This window comes from Mycobacterium sp. NGS66 (genome assembly GCF_059812225.1).
Genome location: NZ_JCALCG010000012.1, coordinates 108,099 through 123,769, shown reverse-complemented (window position 1 = coordinate 123,769; position 15,671 = coordinate 108,099). Strand labels below are relative to the sequence as shown.

At 66.5% G+C, this 15,671-nt stretch carries 15 protein-coding genes and 1 pseudogene; 5 read left to right on the top strand and 11 right to left on the bottom strand.

Annotation, left to right across the window (positions count from 1 at the left end):
* Positions 1 to 7: 7 nt before the first annotated feature.
* From AC5Y2L_RS20765 to AC5Y2L_RS20730, 8 genes and pseudogenes are all read right to left on the bottom strand, one after another.
* Positions 8 to 1,240 carry an NAD(P)/FAD-dependent oxidoreductase gene (locus tag AC5Y2L_RS20765; protein ID WP_499937710.1) on the bottom strand — a complete coding sequence of 411 codons (1,233 nt, stop codon included), beginning with the start codon at positions 1,238 to 1,240 and terminating at the stop codon, positions 8 to 10.
* Between the two features lie 49 nt (positions 1,241 to 1,289).
* Entirely contained in the window at positions 1,290 to 2,015 is a 726-nt protein-coding gene (locus AC5Y2L_RS20760; RefSeq protein WP_499937709.1) for a DUF72 domain-containing protein, read from the bottom strand.
* Between the two features lie 61 nt (positions 2,016 to 2,076).
* Positions 2,077 to 2,295 (bottom strand): annotated as a pseudogene (locus tag AC5Y2L_RS20755) (endonuclease); the annotation flags it as partial.
* A 38-nt stretch (positions 2,296 to 2,333) separates the two neighbouring features.
* Positions 2,334 to 2,666 (bottom strand): TfoX/Sxy family protein, encoded by a 333-nt coding sequence (locus tag AC5Y2L_RS20750; protein WP_499937707.1) that lies wholly within the window; start codon positions 2,664 to 2,666, stop codon positions 2,334 to 2,336.
* On the bottom strand, positions 2,666 to 3,055 hold the full coding sequence (locus AC5Y2L_RS20745) for a nitroreductase family deazaflavin-dependent oxidoreductase (RefSeq protein WP_499937706.1): 390 nt from the start codon (positions 3,053 to 3,055) through the stop codon (positions 2,666 to 2,668). The genes AC5Y2L_RS20750 and AC5Y2L_RS20745 overlap by 1 nt, the downstream gene beginning before the upstream one ends.
* Positions 3,056 to 3,152: 97 nt before the next feature.
* Positions 3,153 to 3,410, bottom strand: coding sequence for an AbrB/MazE/SpoVT family DNA-binding domain-containing protein (locus tag AC5Y2L_RS20740; protein ID WP_499937704.1), 258 nt, complete (start codon positions 3,408 to 3,410; stop codon positions 3,153 to 3,155).
* 62 nt (positions 3,411 to 3,472) lie between these two features.
* Positions 3,473 to 5,794 (bottom strand): endopeptidase La, encoded by a 2,322-nt coding sequence (gene lon / locus AC5Y2L_RS20735; RefSeq protein ID WP_499937703.1) that lies wholly within the window; start codon positions 5,792 to 5,794, stop codon positions 3,473 to 3,475.
* A gap of 90 nt (positions 5,795 to 5,884) precedes the next feature.
* Entirely contained in the window at positions 5,885 to 6,439 is a 555-nt protein-coding gene (locus AC5Y2L_RS20730; protein WP_499937702.1) for a CGNR zinc finger domain-containing protein, read from the bottom strand.
* A gap of 387 nt (positions 6,440 to 6,826) precedes the next feature.
* Between AC5Y2L_RS20730 and AC5Y2L_RS20725 the strand changes: the two genes are divergently transcribed.
* Positions 6,827 to 7,501 (top strand): hypothetical protein, encoded by a 675-nt coding sequence (locus AC5Y2L_RS20725; RefSeq protein ID WP_499937701.1) that lies wholly within the window; start codon positions 6,827 to 6,829, stop codon positions 7,499 to 7,501.
* Here the strand turns inward: AC5Y2L_RS20725 and AC5Y2L_RS20720 are convergent.
* A complete protein-coding gene (locus AC5Y2L_RS20720) occupies positions 7,498 to 8,730 on the bottom strand; it encodes an alpha-hydroxy acid oxidase (protein ID WP_499937699.1) in 1,233 nt (410 codons plus the stop codon). The two genes, AC5Y2L_RS20725 and AC5Y2L_RS20720, sit on opposite strands and share 4 nt — an antisense overlap.
* Positions 8,731 to 8,749: 19 nt before the next feature.
* Here AC5Y2L_RS20720 and AC5Y2L_RS20715 point away from each other — a divergent pair, with 19 nt between their 5' ends.
* Both AC5Y2L_RS20715 and AC5Y2L_RS20710 read left to right on the top strand, forming a co-directional pair.
* Positions 8,750 to 9,187: a DUF1810 domain-containing protein gene (locus AC5Y2L_RS20715; RefSeq protein ID WP_499937697.1), complete on the top strand. Its 438-nt coding sequence runs from the start codon at positions 8,750 to 8,752 to the stop codon at positions 9,185 to 9,187.
* Positions 9,188 to 9,276: 89 nt separating this feature from the next.
* A complete protein-coding gene (locus AC5Y2L_RS20710) occupies positions 9,277 to 10,509 on the top strand; it encodes a cytochrome P450 (protein WP_499937695.1) in 1,233 nt (410 codons plus the stop codon).
* Positions 10,510 to 10,515: 6 nt separating this feature from the next.
* Here the strand turns inward: AC5Y2L_RS20710 and AC5Y2L_RS20705 are convergent, their stop codons facing one another.
* Both AC5Y2L_RS20705 and AC5Y2L_RS20700 read right to left on the bottom strand, forming a co-directional pair.
* Positions 10,516 to 13,104 (bottom strand): LuxR C-terminal-related transcriptional regulator, encoded by a 2,589-nt coding sequence (locus tag AC5Y2L_RS20705; RefSeq protein WP_499937694.1) that lies wholly within the window; start codon positions 13,102 to 13,104, stop codon positions 10,516 to 10,518.
* 56 nt (positions 13,105 to 13,160) lie between these two features.
* On the bottom strand, positions 13,161 to 14,471 hold the full coding sequence (locus AC5Y2L_RS20700) for an alpha-amylase family protein (protein WP_499937692.1): 1,311 nt from the start codon (positions 14,469 to 14,471) through the stop codon (positions 13,161 to 13,163).
* 40 nt (positions 14,472 to 14,511) lie between these two features.
* On the opposite strand from AC5Y2L_RS20700, the gene AC5Y2L_RS20695 reads away from it, so the two are divergent.
* Both AC5Y2L_RS20695 and AC5Y2L_RS20690 read left to right on the top strand, forming a co-directional pair.
* Positions 14,512 to 15,213, top strand: coding sequence for an EthD domain-containing protein (locus AC5Y2L_RS20695; protein WP_499937690.1), 702 nt, complete (start codon positions 14,512 to 14,514; stop codon positions 15,211 to 15,213).
* An 8-nt stretch (positions 15,214 to 15,221) separates the two neighbouring features.
* Entirely contained in the window at positions 15,222 to 15,665 is a 444-nt protein-coding gene (locus tag AC5Y2L_RS20690; RefSeq protein WP_499937688.1) for a TIGR03618 family F420-dependent PPOX class oxidoreductase, read from the top strand.
* Positions 15,666 to 15,671 lie beyond the last annotated feature (6 nt).

Sequence of the window (15,671 nt, the reverse complement as noted above, 5' to 3'; positions counted from 1 at the left end):
GTACCGGTTAACCCAGCAGGTCGGCCAACGGCGCTCGCGGGTCGGCCAGCTTGTCGGCGCCCACCGGAGCCTTGGACCGGATCAGGGCCTTGACGTCGTCGAGCACGTCCCAGATGTTGACGTTCATTCCCGCCAGCACTCGGCTGTCGCCGTCAAGCCAGAAGGCGACGAACTCCCGGCCGGCGACGTCGCCGCGGAACACCACGCGGTCGGAGCCGGCGGCGTGTCCGGCATATTCCATCCCGAGGTCGTACTGGTCGGTGAAGAAGTAGGGCAGCTCGTCGTATTCGGCTGGCGTGCCAAGCATTCCGGCCACCGCGACCGCGGGCTGCTTGAGCGCGTTGGCCCAGTGCTCGGTACGGATCCGGACACCGAACAGCGGATGCTCGGCGGCGGCGATATCACCGACCGCGTAGATGTCGGGATCGCTGGCACGCAGCGAGGCGTCGACCGCCACGCCGCCGTCACTCATCGCAAGCCCGGCTTGTTCCGCGAGTTCGACGTTGGGCTTGGCCCCGACGGCCACCAGCACGGTGTCGGCCTTCACCGTCGACCCGTCGGCCAACTTGAGCCCGGTTGCTTTGTCCTGTGAAGTCGCGATCTCTTCGACTTGGGCGTCCAGCCGCAGGTCCACGCCGTGGTCGCGATGCAGGTTGGCAAAGACTTCGCCGACGGATTCGCCGAGCGCGGCCATCAGCGGCTGCTTGGCGGTCTCAACGACGGTGACGTTGACACCGCGTTGACGCGCGGACGCGGCCACCTCCAGCCCAATCCATCCGGCGCCCACCACGGCAAGTGAACTCCCTTCGGCCAGAATGGAATTCAGCGCAGCCGCGTCACCGAAGGTACGCAGATAGTGGACTCCGGCGGTATCGGATCCAGGTATCGGCGCATGCCGCGACGCCGATCCGGTCGCCAGCAGCAGCTTGTCGTAGCCGAACGTTGTGCCGTCGGGCAGCGCCACGGTGTGCGCGGCCGGATCCAGCGCCGAGACCCTGCCGCCCAGCCTCAAGTCGACGTCATGCTCGCGGTACCAGTCCGAGTTGTGGACGGTGAAGTCGCTCAACGACTTCTTGCCGGCCAGATACTCCTTGGACAACGGAGGGCGTTCGTAGGGCAGGAGATCCTCTTCGCAGAAGAGAACGATCCGGCCGTCGAAGTCCTTGTCGCGCAACGCTTCTACCGCCTTAGCGCCGGCAAGTCCGCCGCCGACGATGACGAATGTGGTCGAGCTGGCCATAGTTGCTGCTCCATCCTGTTGTCGACGTCGCCAGCCTACTCGCGGCGACTCAGCTCAAAAGTTCGCGCAGCTTAAGCGCATTGCGGACGGCGTGACCGCCGAGGTCGTTGTTGAAGTACATCCATACGTCGCGGCCGTCGTCCCGCCATTGCGTAATCAGCTCGGCCCAGCGGCGCAGCTCGTCGTCGGTGTAATTGCCGGCATAGATGGAATCCTGAGGCGGTCCGTGCATCCGGACGTATACGAAATCGGTGGTGGCCCGCGGCGCACATGCCAGTCCGGCCCCGCTCATCACGACATAGGCGGCACGATTGCGTTGCAGCAACTCATAGACCGCCTTGTCATTCCACGACGGGTGACGCAACTCGACGGCGACGCGGATTGACGGCGGCACCGCTGCCAGAAACGAATCCAGGCGGGCGTCGTCGCGCTTCTGCTCAGGATGCAATTGCACCAGCAGCACTCCACGGCGATCGCCCAAGATCTGCCAACAGCGTTCGAACCGCTCGATCCACGGTTCGGGTGAGGCCAGCCGACGGTAGTGGGTCAATCCGCGATGCGCTTTGACAGACATGGTGCAGCCGCGCGGCATCTGATCGCGCCACGCGGCGAACGTCGACTCTTTCGGCCAGCGATAGAAACTCGCGTTGAGCTCGACCGTGTCGAACGTCTCGAGAAACTGCGCAAACCGCTTGGCGGAAGCCAGTTTTGGCGGGTAAAGCACGTCGGTCCAATGGTCATAGGACCAGCCCGACGTGCCGATCCGCACCGTCATGGGTTTCTCAATCGGTCACCTGCCATCGCACATCCTCGTCCAGCGATGCCCGCACCAGAGCGGCCGCCAGACGGCGTTGGCGCGTGCGCAGACCGGCGCGGAACAGCTCCCGCGCCGCGCTCATCGCGATGGCGGCGTCGATCGGTTTGCTGGCCAGCATGCACAACACCAGCAACTGAAACAGCGGCATCGGCTTGTCGTTGAGCCGGATTCCTGCCTCCGCCGCATATGTGGTCCCGGCGACCTTGAGCAGCCGTCGCACGCGTTCGGGCTGGTCCATACCTCGCCGCGTACCCGCGACGCCCGACCGCAAACTTTCTACTTGGGCGGGAGCGTGCGCGCGTAGTCGACGCCCCGGTTGACCCAACTCTGAAGTTGCCGTTTGGTTTTGACGCCCTCGTTGTCGACGCGGAGCCAGCCCCGCATGTCGCGGCCGCCCATCACCATGAGGCTGACGTGCGCGCGTGCCAGCAGCTTGTCGGTGTCTTCCGGCGGCACGCGCACCAGCAACCCACCCTGACCGCTGGCGGCCACGGACATGTTGCCGTTGACCAAGAAGGCCAACCCGCCGAACATCCGCTTCTCTTCAACCCCGCGCTGAGGAGCCACCAGTTCGCGGATCCGGTTGGCCAGATCCTCGTCGTACGCCATCAGTCCAGGTCGATTCGGATAGTGAGCAGGTCGCTACCCATCAAGCGCACGACCGCGCTGTTGAGCCGAGGGAGGTTGCCCAGCCGTCGCACCGGATCGTCATCGGGCAATAGGTGTGCGGTTCCGTTGCGCCACTCGCCGCCGACGCGCACCCGTACGCGCGGGTTGGCCTTCATGTTGCGCACGTAGTCGGAGTGCTCGCCGTGTTCGGAGACCATCCAGAACTGGTTGTCGACCACCCGTCCGCCGACGGCCGTACGCCGCGGCTTTCCGGACTTGCGGCCGACGGTTTCGATCATCGTCACCGGCAATTGCCGACCGATCGGATTGACCACAAGCCGTTGCACACGATGAACCACTTGCCGTTTCAGATCCCGGGTATTAGCCATATCCCTGATTTTGCTAGATCCGCACCCGGGCCCGGAAGTCATTCAAAGATGGTGACCAGCTTGGCCAGCGACACAAGGTAGATATCGCCGCGCTCCATTACAGCAGTTCAGCGCCGATCGGCTTGGCATCGAGCCATTCCTGGTCGTCGATGGCGATGTCGGCCGAGGCGTCGCATGGCGCTAACAGTTCATTGAGTGTGTAGCGCGGCCGCGGCTGCGGCTCGACCACCAGGCGGCCATTGTCGACTGCCAAGCCGACCTTCGCCCCGACCTGCAGGTGCAAGATATCGAGCAAGGCGGGCGGAACAGCCAACATCACTGAACCACCGACCTTGCGCAGGTTGGTTATATGCATGAAGGCCCCAAATCAGCTAGGCGTTATACCGCTATATAACCTCTTCCCGGCATTCGCGTCATTCAGGCAGCGACGGTGGCCGGCTCAGCCGCGGGCTCCAAAGCCTGCGCGACGATCTCGGCGACATCGGTCATCGGCTTGACCGTCAGCGCCTCCAGCACTTCAGCGGGAACGTCGTCCAGATCCGGCTCGTTGCGTTGCGGAATGAAAACCGTTGACAGTCCGGCACGTTGGGCGGCCAGCAGCTTCTGCTTCACACCGCCAATCGGCAACACCCGACCGTTCAGCGTGACCTCGCCGGTCATCCCGACGTCGGAGCGCACCTGCCGCCCGGTGGCCATCGACACCAGCGCGGTCACCATCGTGACCCCGGCCGACGGCCCGTCCTTCGGCACCGCGCCCGCCGGCACGTGCACGTGAATGCGCCGGTCCAGCACCGCGGGGTCGACACCCAACTCCGCAGCGTGGGAGCGCACGTAGGACAGCGCGATCTGCGCCGACTCCTTCATCACATCGCCCAGCTGCCCGGTCAGCTGCAAACCAGGCTCACCCTCGGTAGAACCGGCCTCGATGTAGAGCACGTCGCCGCCGAGCCCGGTGACGGCCAGCCCAGTGGCCACACCCGGGATCGCCGTGCGTTCGGCCGACTCGGGGGTAAAGCGCGGACGGCCCAGGTAGCCAACAAGATCCGGCTCGTCGACCGTGACCGGCCCGGGCTCGTCGGCGAGCTTGGTGGTCACCTTGCGCAGTGCCTTGGCCAACAGCCGCTCGAACTGCCGCACACCCGGCTCGCGGGTGTAGTCCGCGGCGATCTTGCGCAGCGCGGCCTCGGTCACCGTGACCTCGTCGTCGTTCAGCGCCGCCCGCTCGCGCTGCCGGGGCAGCAGGTAGTCGCGCGCGATGGCCACCTTGTCGTCCTCGGTGTAACCATCGATCTGCACCAGCTCCATGCGGTCCAGCAACGCCGACGGGATGTTCTCGATCACGTTGGCGGTCGCCAGGAACACCACGTCGGACAGGTCCAGGTCCAGGTCCAGGTAGTGGTCGCGGAACGTGTGGTTCTGCGCGGGGTCGAGCACCTCGAGTAGCGCCGCGCTCGGGTCACCGCGGTAGTCGGAGCCGACCTTGTCGATCTCGTCAAGCAGCACAACGGGATTCATCGAACCCGCCTCGCCGATCGCACGCACGATGCGGCCCGGCAGCGCACCGACGTAGGTGCGACGGTGGCCGCGGATCTCGGCCTCGTCACGCACGCCGCCCAGGGCCACCCGCACGAACTTGCGGCCCAGCGCGTGCGCGACGCTCTCACCCAGTGACGTCTTGCCGACGCCGGGCGGGCCGGCCAGCACCATCACCGCGCCGGAGCCGCGGCCGCCGACGACCTGCAGCCCGCGCTGCGCCCGGCGGGTACGCACGGCCAGGTATTCGACAATGCGGTCCTTGACGTCTTCCAGCCCGTGGTGGTCGGCGTCCAGGATCTCCCGCGCCGCCTTCAGGTCCGTCGAGTCCTCGGTCCGCACGTTCCAGGGCAGATCCAACACGGTGTCCAGCCAGGTCCGGATCCAGCCGCTTTCCGGGCTTTGGTCGCTGGCGCGTTCCAGCTTGCCGACCTCCCGCAGCGCGGCCTCGCGCACCTTCTCGGGCAGGTCGGCCGCTTCGACGCGGGCACGGTAGTCGTCTGATCCGTCGGGCTCACCCTCGCCCAGCTCCTTACGGATAGCGGCCAGCTGCTGACGCAGCAGGAATTCCTTCTGCGTCTTCTCCATGCCTTCGCGTACGTCTTCGGCGATCTTGTCGTTGACCTCGACCTCGGCCAGATGCGAGCTGGTCCAATCGATCAGCACCCGCAGCCGCTCGGCCACGTCGGCGGTCTCTAGCAGCTGGCGCTTCTGCACATCGGTCAGGTAAGACGCGTAGCCCGAGGTGTCCGCCAGCGCCGACGGGTCGGTCAGGCTGTTCACGTAGTCGACGATCTGCCAGGCCTCACGGCGTTGCAGCATGGCCAGCAGCAGCTTCTTGTACTCGGCTGCCAGGGCCTTGATCTCGTCGGTCACCTCTTGGTCGGCGACCTCGGTCACCTCGACCCACAACGCCGCGCCAGGCCCGGACGCGCCCGCGCCGATGTGTGCCCGGCGCTCACCGCGCACCACCGCGGCCGTGCCGCCGCCCGCGATGCGTCCGACCTGCAGGATCTTCGCGATCACGCCGTGCGACGGGTAGCGGTCTTCCAGGCGGGGGGCGATCAGTAGTTGCCGTGATTCGGTCGCCTGAGCGGCGTCGATCGCGGCCCGTGCGGCGTCGTCCAGCGCGATCGGGACGACCATTCCGGGCAACACGATGGTGTCGGTGACGAACAGCACCGGCACCGATTTGGCTTCAGCCATCAATCCTCCAAAGTTTGAGTCCGATGCGCTCAACCTTGGCGGCGGCCGGTTTGTTCCCGACGGGATACGCGCCGAGCTTCACGCTGGGCGTCAGTCCTGGGCTTCCAACGTGCGCTGACGGGCCCGGAAGGCCTGGACTTTGGCGCGGTTACCGCAGGTGCTCATGCCGCACCAGTGCCGGTTCTTGGCTCGTGAGGAGTCCAGGTAAAGCCGTGTGCATTCCGGGTGGGCACACCGTTTGACGTTGGCAAATTCGGCGCCTGCCAGCAGGTCGAGCAGATCTGCCGCGAGGGTCGCGAGCAGCTGCGAGGCGCTGCCGTCACGGCTCACCGAGCCGCTTCGGTGCAGCCGCGGCGTGAGTCGGGGCCGGGCCGCCCACTGGTTGATCAGCATGACGTCGCCGGCGCGCGGACCGTGCCCGTCGAGCCGGGCGACGACGGTCCGGTAGCCGGCTTCACGCAGGGCGATCGCGGCGGCCAGGTCATCGTCGGCGACGTCGAATGCCGTGTCCACCAGATCCGCCTGCACTGCCCAGTCCGACAGGCTTTGCGGCTGCGTCAGCAGTTCCTCGCGACTCGAGTCTCGGTGCTTGAGCGTGCCGAAGAAGTCCAGGCATTGGCGGCCACTCACATAGACGAAGATCACAAGTAACCATCTTGACAGGTTTCACTTGATCCTGCACGGTGTAACCGTATAAACAGGTTACAAATGACCGTCAGGATGCGCTGTGCTGGCCTTTTCCACCGTTCCAAGAATCCTTCAAGGATCTTTTGAGAATCCGTCAAGTGGTCGCGCACAGGCTGGGCCGACCCACCAAACACCTAGAACAGCTGCGATATCGCAGAGCTGGTGCAGCGCATCTCGAAGATCGGCGAACGGCGCGGGCATCGCAGCCGTCTGACTGAGTAACCAACCGTCCTACTGAGCTTCGAGAGGCGAAAGGGGCCAATCGAGATGGACCTGTATCGGATTACTCACCCGCTGAGGCTGGCCAAGGGATCCCACCAGCCAGGTTCGGGCAAGGGATGCGCCATGAACGTGATTTCCTACGTCAACGGCGATGCGCAGGTCACCGACTTTCCGGAATGTTCGGCCCACCCGCTGAGCGTCCTCGTTCAAGCATGCAACGACCGACTGGCCGGACCCGACGGTTATCTGTCGCCGGACAACGCCGTGCTGGCTCTCGAACTCGCTTGGCAGACAGTGGGAACCGCCGATGTCCCCGACACCGTCGTGCACGCCTGGCTGGCCGAAATGTTGACCAGCCCCAGCTGGGGCGTGCTCAAATTTGCCAGGATCACTACGGTCAAAGCCATCGCCGACATTGCCGGCCTGCACCGCGCCGCCGCGTCGGGGGAAATGCCACCGTTCGCCGACTGGGACGCCGCCGACCGCGCTTCCCGGCCGCTCGACACCGATCCGCCGACCGCGAGCCGGTATGCCCTGCGGGCCGCGCACGAGTCGACCGCCGCGAGAAACGTCTGGTCGACGGCAGATCAGGTGGCGCTTGCTGCGATCAACGCCCACGCGCTGGGCTCCGAAGGCACCGTTTCCAGCCGGATAGTGGACTTCACCCGCCACGCCATCCAATCGTGGCGCAAGCTGGCCGGGCTGGACGACACCGGTGCCTTTAGCCAGCCGAGCACCCGCGAAAGCCTGCGACACGCCGACGAAATCGGGGATTTTGTGTCTGCTCGCCGCGTTTAACCGGGCACCAGGCGGCGTAACTGAGTCACATGCTTGGGTGACAGTTCCTCGAGGCAGGTAACGCCGAGCAGCGCCATCGTCCGGGTGATGCCGCTCTGCAGAATCTCCATCGCACGCCTGACGCCGGCCTCGCCGCCGGCCATCAACCCATAGAGGTAGGCCCGGCCGACCAGCGTGCAGCGCGCTCCCAGTGCTACCGCAGCGACGATGTCAGCACCGGACATGATGCCGGTGTCCAGCAAAACCTCGGTGTCCTTACCTAATTCGCGGGCGACCGTCGGCAACAGGTGGAAAGGCACCGGCGCCCGGTCGAGCTGGCGACCACCGTGATTGGACAACACGATGCCGTCCACGCCGCGATCGACGACGGCGCGGGCATCGTCGAGCGTCTGAATTCCCTTGACCACGAGCTTGCCTGGCCACTGGTCCTTGATCCAGGCCAGATCGTCGAACGTGACACTGGGGTCGAACATGGTGTTGAGGTACTCGCCAACCGTTCCGGACCAGCGGTCCAGCGATGCGAACGCCAGCGGCTCGGTGGTGAACAGGTCGAACCACCAGTGCGGGTGCGGCAGCGCGTCGAGCACGGTGCGCAGCGTCAACGCCGGTGGGATCGACATCCCGTTGCGAACGTCGCGCCACCGGGCGCCGGCAACCGGAACGTCGACGGTGACGAGCAAGGTGTCGAAGCCCGCATCGGCGGCGCGCTTGACCAACGCCATCGAGCGGTCACGGTCTCGCCACATGTAGAGCTGAAACCACTTGCGGCCCTGCGGAACCGCGGTCACCACGTCTTCGATGGCACAGGTGGCCAGGGTGGACAGCGCGAACGGGATCCCAGCCGCGGCGGCCACCCGAGCGCCGGCAATCTCACCTTCGGTGTGCATCAACCGGGTGAACCCGGTCGGCGCAATGCCGAACGGCCACACCACGGGCTGGCCCAGGACGTACCATCCGGTGCACACGTTGGTGACGTCGCGCAGGATCGTGGGGTGAAACTCGATGTCCCGGAAGGCTTGTCGGGCACGCTGCAGCGACAGCTCGTCTTCGGCGGCGCCGTCGGTGTAGTCGAAAGCAGCCTTGGGGGTGCGCCGTTTGGCGATGCGCCGCAGGTCCTCGATGGTCACCGCGGCGTCGAGGCGGCGCTTGGTGCGGTTGAACTCGGGACGCTTGAACTGAATGAGCGGCGCCAGATCGTTGACTCTGGGCACTCGTCGTTTGACCGCCATGTGTGCAACCGTAATCACTATGGGATCGGCAACCGACCGCTTCGATTTGCAGGGCTTCGTCGACGCACAGGCCCGGATCTACTCCAGCGTCGTCGACGAATTGCGCAGCGGACGAAAACGCAGTCACTGGATGTGGTTCATCTTCCCGCAACTGCGCGGCCTCGGCAGCAGCCCGATGGCGGCCCGGTATGGCATCGCCTCACTCGAGGAAGCCCGGGAGTATCTGCGTCACGAGCTGCTCGGGCCGCGCCTGCGCGAGTGCACTCGGCTGGTCAACCAGGTGCAGGGCCGCTCGATCAGCGAGATCTTCGGTTCGCCTGACGACCTCAAGTTGTGCTCGTCGATGACCTTGTTCGCCCGCGCCACCGAAGACAACCAGGAATTCGTCGAACTGCTCGACAAGTACTACGGCGGCGAGCAGGACGCGCTGACCCTGCGGCGGCTGGGCCTCAGTTAAAGAGTGCCCGGGAGTCGAGTAGCTCACTACGCTAGCGGCGATCCTCCGATCGGATCGAGCATGGGGCCAACTGGACCCGGAGGATCACCATGACCGTCGTCGCCGCACGCAGCCGTCCCAGCGTGTTCGATGCCGACCTACCGACCGTCGCGTACGAAGAAGCCGGCAGTCCCGAAGAGGCGCACCGCAGCCTGCGGACTGCGCTTCGACAAGGGCCCATTGCGATGGGTGCGCACGGTCCCGAAATTCTCGGCTACGAACTAGTCCGTGCCGCCTTGCGGGATTCCCGGTTCCGCACCCCGCCCGACCTGGGCCTCGAAGCGCAAGGCATCACCTCGGGGCCGTTATGGGAGCGGGCGATCACGAGCCTGCTCAGCCTCACCGGTCCCGAGCACACCCGGCTGCGCCGACTGGTGTCCAAAGCATTTACCCCGCGTGCGGTTGCGGCCTTGGACACCACGATCGTCGAGATCATCACCAGACTCATCGAGCCGCTGCTGGCCGACGGACGGTGCGAGGTCGTCGACGATATCGCGCGCCCGTACCCGGTACCGGTCATCTCCGCGCTGCTCGGCGCTCCCAGCGAGGACTGGCTGCGCTTCTCCGCGTGGGCCGACGACTTTTTCAAATTGTTCAGCTGGAACGTCCCAGAACATCAGGACGAAATCCTCACCGCCTGGGGTGAATTGGACGATTACATCGACGCCATGGTCGACGCGCGACGGCGGTCGCTCACCGACGACCTGATCTCTGATCTGATCCGCGCCGAAGACCAGGGCGATCGGCTCACGCGCGAGGAACTGCGCATGCTGGCCGCGGGCCTGCTGATGGCCGGCACAGACACCACGCGCAACCAAGTGGCCGCCGCGGTGGACGCCTTGTGCGATCACCCGGATCAGTGGGAACTGCTCGCCGCGCAGCCGGAAATGGCGACGAAGGCGGTCGAGGAGATCATGCGGCATTCACCAGTCGTATTCGGCGCGATGAGAATTGCGGTCGAAGACGTCGAGCTGGAGGGCGTCGTCATCCCGGCGGGCACCTTCGTGATGTGCAACACCGCGGCGGCCAACCGCGACCCCGCGGTGTACGACGATCCCGATCGGCTGGACATCACACGAGCGGAAGCGGCGCCGATGCAGACGTTCGGCGCAGGTGCGCATTACTGCCTGGGCGCCAACCTCGCGCGTCGCGAAGTGGCGGAAGCGTTGCGCGTCATGGCTTCTCGGATGCGCAACCTGCGTCGGGCCGGGCCGGCCGGGTGGAAACCGATCGTCGGTATCACCGGCCCGGCGCGGTTGCCCGTGGCGTTCGACGCGGCCTGACCGCCGTCATTCGGGGACACCGCGCCGGATCACCGCTGCCAATTCGTCGCGGGTCTTCGCGCCCACCCGCTGGCAGGCTCGGTACACATGGCCTTCCACCGTGCGCACCGACATCACCAGCCGGTCGGCGATCTCGCGGTTGGACAGCCCGGCGACCACCAGCTCGATCACGTCGCGCTGGCGCCCGGTCAGCGGCACACCCGGCGGGCAGCGTAGGGCGGGCGTGCACAGCCCGCCGCACTCCTCGGCCAGCTTTTGTGCGATCGCCGCGGCGTACAGCCCGCGCTGGCGATGCTGGCCGACGGTCAGTACCGCCGCGGCCTGCGCGGCAGCGTCGGCGGCCGTGGCCCGGTCACCGAGCGCTTGGTACTCGGCAGAGACCCTGAGCAGCCCCTCGCCATCGTTGGCATGCAACGATTCTGCGTGCGCGGCTATGACATTCGCGATCGGCAGGGATAAGCACCCGGCCAATTCTCGAGCTCGGGCCGCCCCCGAGCCGTCACCCCACTGCGCGGCGGCCTGAATGCAGGCCAGCTCGTGGGTGGGTTGCTCACGCAGGCGCGCCTCGCGTTGGGCACGCTGGACAATGGCAACCGCCTCGCACAATGAACCGGCCGACGCCGATGCCCATCCCTGCGCGATGGCCCATGCGGTCTGCATGAACACGTAATCGTCCGGCACCCGAGCCTGGGCGAGACCCGCAGCGGCCTCCTCCGCCTGCCCGAGCTTTGCGTGTGCCTCCGCCAGCGCAAAACAGCTGGCGGCCCGCAAACCCGTTGTGACACTGTGGTTCTCCGCACCGGCTAGTGCCTCGTGCAAAAACCGGACGGCGCGCGAAGCCTCCCCGCGCATGAGGGCGACATTGCCCAGCAGCAGCGCCAGGTTGGCGTATGCGACGCCAGGCACGTCTCGTGCGGTATCGGCCAGCTTGTCGGCGAATGCGGCGAATTCGGCGATTCGACCGGTCAACCGGCACGCGCGCGCGTAAACACCGCCGAACCAGAACCGCATCGGCGATGCCAGAAACGAAGTGGTCGCGCGCCGCAGAGCGTCGTCAGCTACGGCGGCCAGCCCGTCCACGCGGCCCAACGCGCCCAGCGCCATGGTCAGTGCCACCGCCGCCATCATCGCGTGGAAATCCGGTAACGTATCGGAATCCAGTGCGGCCCTTGCCTTTTGCTCAGCACTGGCGCAGCGCGCCGAGATCACGTCGAGGCACGCGTCGACGGCGGCCCGTTCCGGGGTTTCGGGGATCTCTGCGAGCAGCGCCGCGCCGTCCGCCGGTCGTGCCAGCATCCACGTCAGATTCGCCGCGCGCACGGTCGTCCAGTGATACCGATCGGCATCGTCGTCGAACGTCATGCCCGACAAGATCCGTTCCGCCTCGGCACCCCGTCCCAGCATCGCAAGATTCATCGCTCGCAAACCAACGGCTTCGCCGGCACCGGCATCCGCGGCGCCGCGAGCGAACCGATCCGCCAACTCGAGATCGAGCGACGTCATCGCCGCGCGAGCCGCCGTCAGAAACAGTTGCGGGTCGGGCGGCAAGTCGGATTCCAGAACCAGCAACGCCCGGCGCACCGTCGCGTAGGTGTCGGCGTCGGGATCCTTTTCGAGGCGCCGCGCCAGCTTGCCGCGAATCCTCGACAGGTACATCTCGCCGGCGGTCGCCCGGCGGATTTCACCGAACAGGGGATGTGCCAGCCGCGCAGTCAGCAACCCGCCCACGCGCTCCACCGAGACCAGGCGAAGCTCTTCGGCCCGCTCGAGATCACGCCGCTGCACCACGTCGCACAACACGTCGACGCTCAGTGGCTCCCCTTGCGAGAGGGTGTCGACCACGGCCGCGACGCCCGCGCTGAGCCGGCCCATCTCGCGGCCCACCATGTCACTGACATTGGCCGAAACCGCGATCCCTTCGTCCCACATCCACACTCCGGCCACTTGGCGAAACTTGCCCGCCGCGGCTTGGTCCTTGACGAGCTGGCGCAAGAATAGGGCATTGCCGGCGGTCAATTTCCACATCCGCCGGGCGCTGCGGGTGTCGACTGGGCCGCCGAGGTCCGCTTCCATCACGTCGCGAGTCGCATGTTCCGAGAGCGGCTCGAGATCCAGGCGCTCCAGCAGGCCGTCCTTCCACAGCGCGGTCACGGCGTCCGGCTCGCCCGCGCCGCTACGAACGGTCACCAGCAGCCGCCCGGCACCCGACTGCGCGAGTTGATGCACCACGTGCGCCGATAACCCGTCGAGCAGGTGCGCATCGTCCACGCCGATCAGCACGCGGCCCTGCCGCTGTTGCGCGACAAAGGATTTGACGAGATGGCGTACGCCTTGCATCGGCTCGGACACGGACGCGCTCAGCGATGCCGCAAACGCGCCGAGGGGTAGCGACCGGGCCGATTCGGTTCCGACGATCCAATTGGTGCGCTGCCCGGCGGCTTCTGCGGAATGCAGGACTTCGCGAGCGAGGCGGGTCTTACCCACCCCCGCGGCACCGACGATCACGACACCGTTGTGTCTTCCGCCCGCACTCAGCGCCCGACGGATGACCGCGAGTTCGCCATCGCGCCCGCTCAGCGGGTCGCCGCTGATCACCGCCTGAATATAACGTGTTGTCCCGGTGAGCCGGTCAACTGCTGCCGGTCCGTGTTTCAACGGGTACTGGGCCGCAGGATCCGCCAGCCGTGCGCCTCGACGACCACCTCGTGGACAACCTGCTGCGGGGGTGCCGTTGAGCCGGCCAGCACCTCTGCGTGCGCGACGCCCAGCTCAGGCAGTACCAGGTGCATGGGCTGGTGATCGACGTTGAGGGCGACCAGCAGCGCATCCTGGGCGCGGCTCGTCCGATAAACGTAATGCCGGTTGTCGAGCCGCAGGGCGGTGGTCGACGCCGCATGCAGCCATGGATGCCGACGTCGCAGTCCTATCAGATACTGGTGCAGGGCCCACACTTTCGCGCCGGCATCGTCCAATGGCAGTGGGGGAGAACCGAACTCCGGGCGCACCGCGTCGTCTCCGCCGTACCGGTCTTCCTTGACGCCCAGGAATCCCAGCTCGTCACCGGCGTACACGCTGGGCACTCCGCCGACCGTCAGCAGGATCACCAGCGCGTGGGCCAAATGCTCGGCGCGCTCGAGGCGGCTGGCGATCCGGGTGACATCGTGATTGCCGATGAACGTCAGTGGGGCGAACGTCGCCAGAAAGTCGTTGTGCCGCTGCAGCGCCCAGTCCAGCTCGAAGAAGTTACCGTCGTTGAGGCTGCTCCAGATCGCCTTCCACAGTTCGTATTGAGTGGCCGAGTCGAAGCCCGCGCTCTCGACCACCGCGGCGTAGTCGCCGTGAATGAGCTCGCCGACGAACCAGGCATCGGGATGGTGCTCGCGCACCCGCGGCAGTACGGCTGCCCAAAACGATTGCGGCACAGCGTAAGCCGCATCCAGTCGCCAGCCGTCGGCGCCGCGGCCCAGCCAGTGCGACATCACGTCCACGGTGTAGTCGGCAACCTCGGCGTTGTCGTGGTTGAGGGTGATCAGCTCGGAGTGGCCTTCGAAGGTGTGGAAACCATGCGGCCGCCCGCGAAACCAGCGGGCCGCTGCCGCAGTGTGCGACGCCTCTCGGTAGCGGGCGAAGTCCTGTCCGACATGGTTGAACACCCCGTCGAGCAGCACCCGCAGGCCGCGACGGCGAGCCTCGGCGATCAGGTGGTCGAAGTCGGCGTCGTCGCCCAGCCGGGGGTCGATGCGGTAGTGGTCGGTGGTGTCATAGCCATGGGTGCGAGCAGCGAATATCGGCCCCAACGCAATCCCGGATGCACCCAGTTCGATGGCGTGGTCGAACCAGTCGGCGAGTCGTCGGAGGCGGTGTTCACCTGGCGCGGGCGGCTCCGATGAGGGAAACGCACCGACGAAACCCAGCGGATAGACCTGCCACCAGATCGCGTGCTCGACCCAGGATGCGCTCAACCGTCAGTTCCCTTCCTGCGGCGAATGTAAGTTCGGCCCTATGGAGAAGGTAATCGTCGTGCTCAGGCGCGCCGACCCGGACGACGACTGGTGCGCCCGCCAGCGAGGCCCGGTCGCCGAAGAGCTACTGGGCCTGGGTCTGCGCGGGCTGGCCGTGAACGTCCGCGACGACGCGGTGCGCCACTCGCTGATGACACTGACGACGCTGGACCCGCCGGTGGCTGCGGTAGTGAGCCTGTGGACCCAGCAGTGCTACGGCGACCAGGTGACGTCGGCGTTGGACCTGCTGGCCGCCGAATGCGAACAGCTGGCCGCCTACCTGGTCACCGAGTCGGTCCCGATGCCCGCCCCGCACGCCGAAACCGGCTCGCGCACACCGGGTTTGGCCAACATCGCGCTGCTGCGCCGGCCCACCGACATGGATGTGGACACCTGGCTCACGCGCTGGCAGCGCGACCACACCTCGGTGGCCATCGAGACGCAGTCCATCTTCGGCTACACCCAGAACTGGGTGGTGCGAGCCCTCACCCCAGACGCACCGGGAATCGCGGGCATCGTCGAGGAGTTGTTCCCCGCGGAGGCGATCACCGACCTGAAGGCGTTCTTCGGCGCGGCCGACGACAACGATCTGCAGCTCCGGCTAGGCCGGATGATTGCCAGCACAACTGCATTCGGCGCCAACGAGAACATCGACACGGTGCCCACCAGCCGCTACGTGTTCAAGACACCATTCGAAAGTTGAGGACGCACATGACAACACTCGACGACGCGGTTTCATTGGCGGCCGGGGAAAGCGGCCTGGCGGTGGTGTCCACGGTTCGCGGCGACGGGACCGTACAGGCGTCGCTGGTCAACGTCGGCTTGTTGGCGCACCCGCGCAACGGTCAGCCTGCGTTGGGCTTCACCACCTACGGCAAGGTCAAGCTCGCCAATCTGCGGGCGCGGCCCCAGCTGGCGGTGACATTCAAGAACGGCTGGCAGTGGGCGACCGTCGAGGGCCGCGCCGAACTCGTCGGCCCCGATGACCCGCAGCCGTGGCTGACCGACCCCGACCGGTTGCGGCTGTTGCTGCGCGAGGTGTTCACCGCCGCCGGCGGCACCCACGACGACTGGCCCGAGTACGACCGGGTGATGGCCAAGGAGCGGCGTGCCGTGGTGTTGATCGAGCCGACCCGCGTCTACAGCAACGGCTGAGCCCCG

What these genes read in the sequence shown, in the direction of transcription:
- AC5Y2L_RS20765 (WP_499937710.1), bottom strand. Translation starts at nt 1,240, where the DNA reads ATGGCCAGCTCGACCACATTCGTCATCGTCGGCGGCGGACTTGCCGGC.
- AC5Y2L_RS20760 (WP_499937709.1), bottom strand. Translation starts at nt 2,015, where the DNA reads ATGACGGTGCGGATCGGCACGTCGGGCTGGTCCTATGACCATTGGACC.
- AC5Y2L_RS20750 (WP_499937707.1), bottom strand. Translation starts at nt 2,666, where the DNA reads ATGGCGTACGACGAGGATCTGGCCAACCGGATCCGCGAACTGGTGGCT.
- AC5Y2L_RS20745 (WP_499937706.1), bottom strand. Translation starts at nt 3,055, where the DNA reads ATGGCTAATACCCGGGATCTGAAACGGCAAGTGGTTCATCGTGTGCAA.
- AC5Y2L_RS20740 (WP_499937704.1), bottom strand. Translation starts at nt 3,410, where the DNA reads ATGCATATAACCAACCTGCGCAAGGTCGGTGGTTCAGTGATGTTGGCT.
- lon (WP_499937703.1), bottom strand. Translation starts at nt 5,794, where the DNA reads ATGGCTGAAGCCAAATCGGTGCCGGTGCTGTTCGTCACCGACACCATC.
- AC5Y2L_RS20725 (WP_499937701.1), top strand. Translation starts at nt 6,827, where the DNA reads ATGAACGTGATTTCCTACGTCAACGGCGATGCGCAGGTCACCGACTTT.
- AC5Y2L_RS20720 (WP_499937699.1), bottom strand. Translation starts at nt 8,730, where the DNA reads ATGGCGGTCAAACGACGAGTGCCCAGAGTCAACGATCTGGCGCCGCTC.
- AC5Y2L_RS20715 (WP_499937697.1), top strand. Translation starts at nt 8,750, where the DNA reads ATGGGATCGGCAACCGACCGCTTCGATTTGCAGGGCTTCGTCGACGCA.
- AC5Y2L_RS20710 (WP_499937695.1), top strand. Translation starts at nt 9,277, where the DNA reads ATGACCGTCGTCGCCGCACGCAGCCGTCCCAGCGTGTTCGATGCCGAC.
- AC5Y2L_RS20695 (WP_499937690.1), top strand. Translation starts at nt 14,512, where the DNA reads ATGGAGAAGGTAATCGTCGTGCTCAGGCGCGCCGACCCGGACGACGAC.
- AC5Y2L_RS20690 (WP_499937688.1), top strand. Translation starts at nt 15,222, where the DNA reads ATGACAACACTCGACGACGCGGTTTCATTGGCGGCCGGGGAAAGCGGC.